The sequence below is a fragment of the Methylobacterium sp. J-059 genome (assembly GCF_022829485.1).
GTDB lineage: Bacteria > Pseudomonadota > Alphaproteobacteria > Rhizobiales > Beijerinckiaceae > Methylobacterium.
The window spans coordinates 1-347 of the sequence record NZ_JAKSYA010000154.1; the positions used below are offsets into that span (position 1 = coordinate 1).

The 347-nt window shown below is 66.3% G+C and carries 1 pseudogene; it reads left to right on the forward strand.

Annotation, left to right across the window (positions count from 1 at the left end):
- Nucleotides 1–148: 148 nt before the first annotated feature.
- Nucleotides 149–347 (forward strand): annotated as a pseudogene (locus MKK55_RS23410) (hypothetical protein); the annotation flags it as partial.

Here is a 347-nt window from a genome sequence, read left to right on the forward strand (position 1 = left end):
GATCCGAGGTGATGCACATGATGGGCGACGTCGCAGGCCGCTCCTTCATCCTCGCCGCCGACATCGTCGAATCCGGCGGCACACTCGTCAACGCCCCTCCACCTTCGCCTGTCCCGCCTGCCCTCCCGAGCCCTCTAGAGCCCGACCGATGTCGCACGTCCATTTCCCCGATTTCAGCCAGTCCCTTAGCCCCGTCGTCCTCGACACTGATCGCATCCCCCTCCAAGCGGACCCCATCCTCACGGCGATCGAGCGTCATTCCGAGGCATGGAGCGTGTTTCAGGTCGCCCCCAACGGCGAGACCGCGATGCGCGCCGAAGACGATGCGGACGCCGCTCTCATGGCGC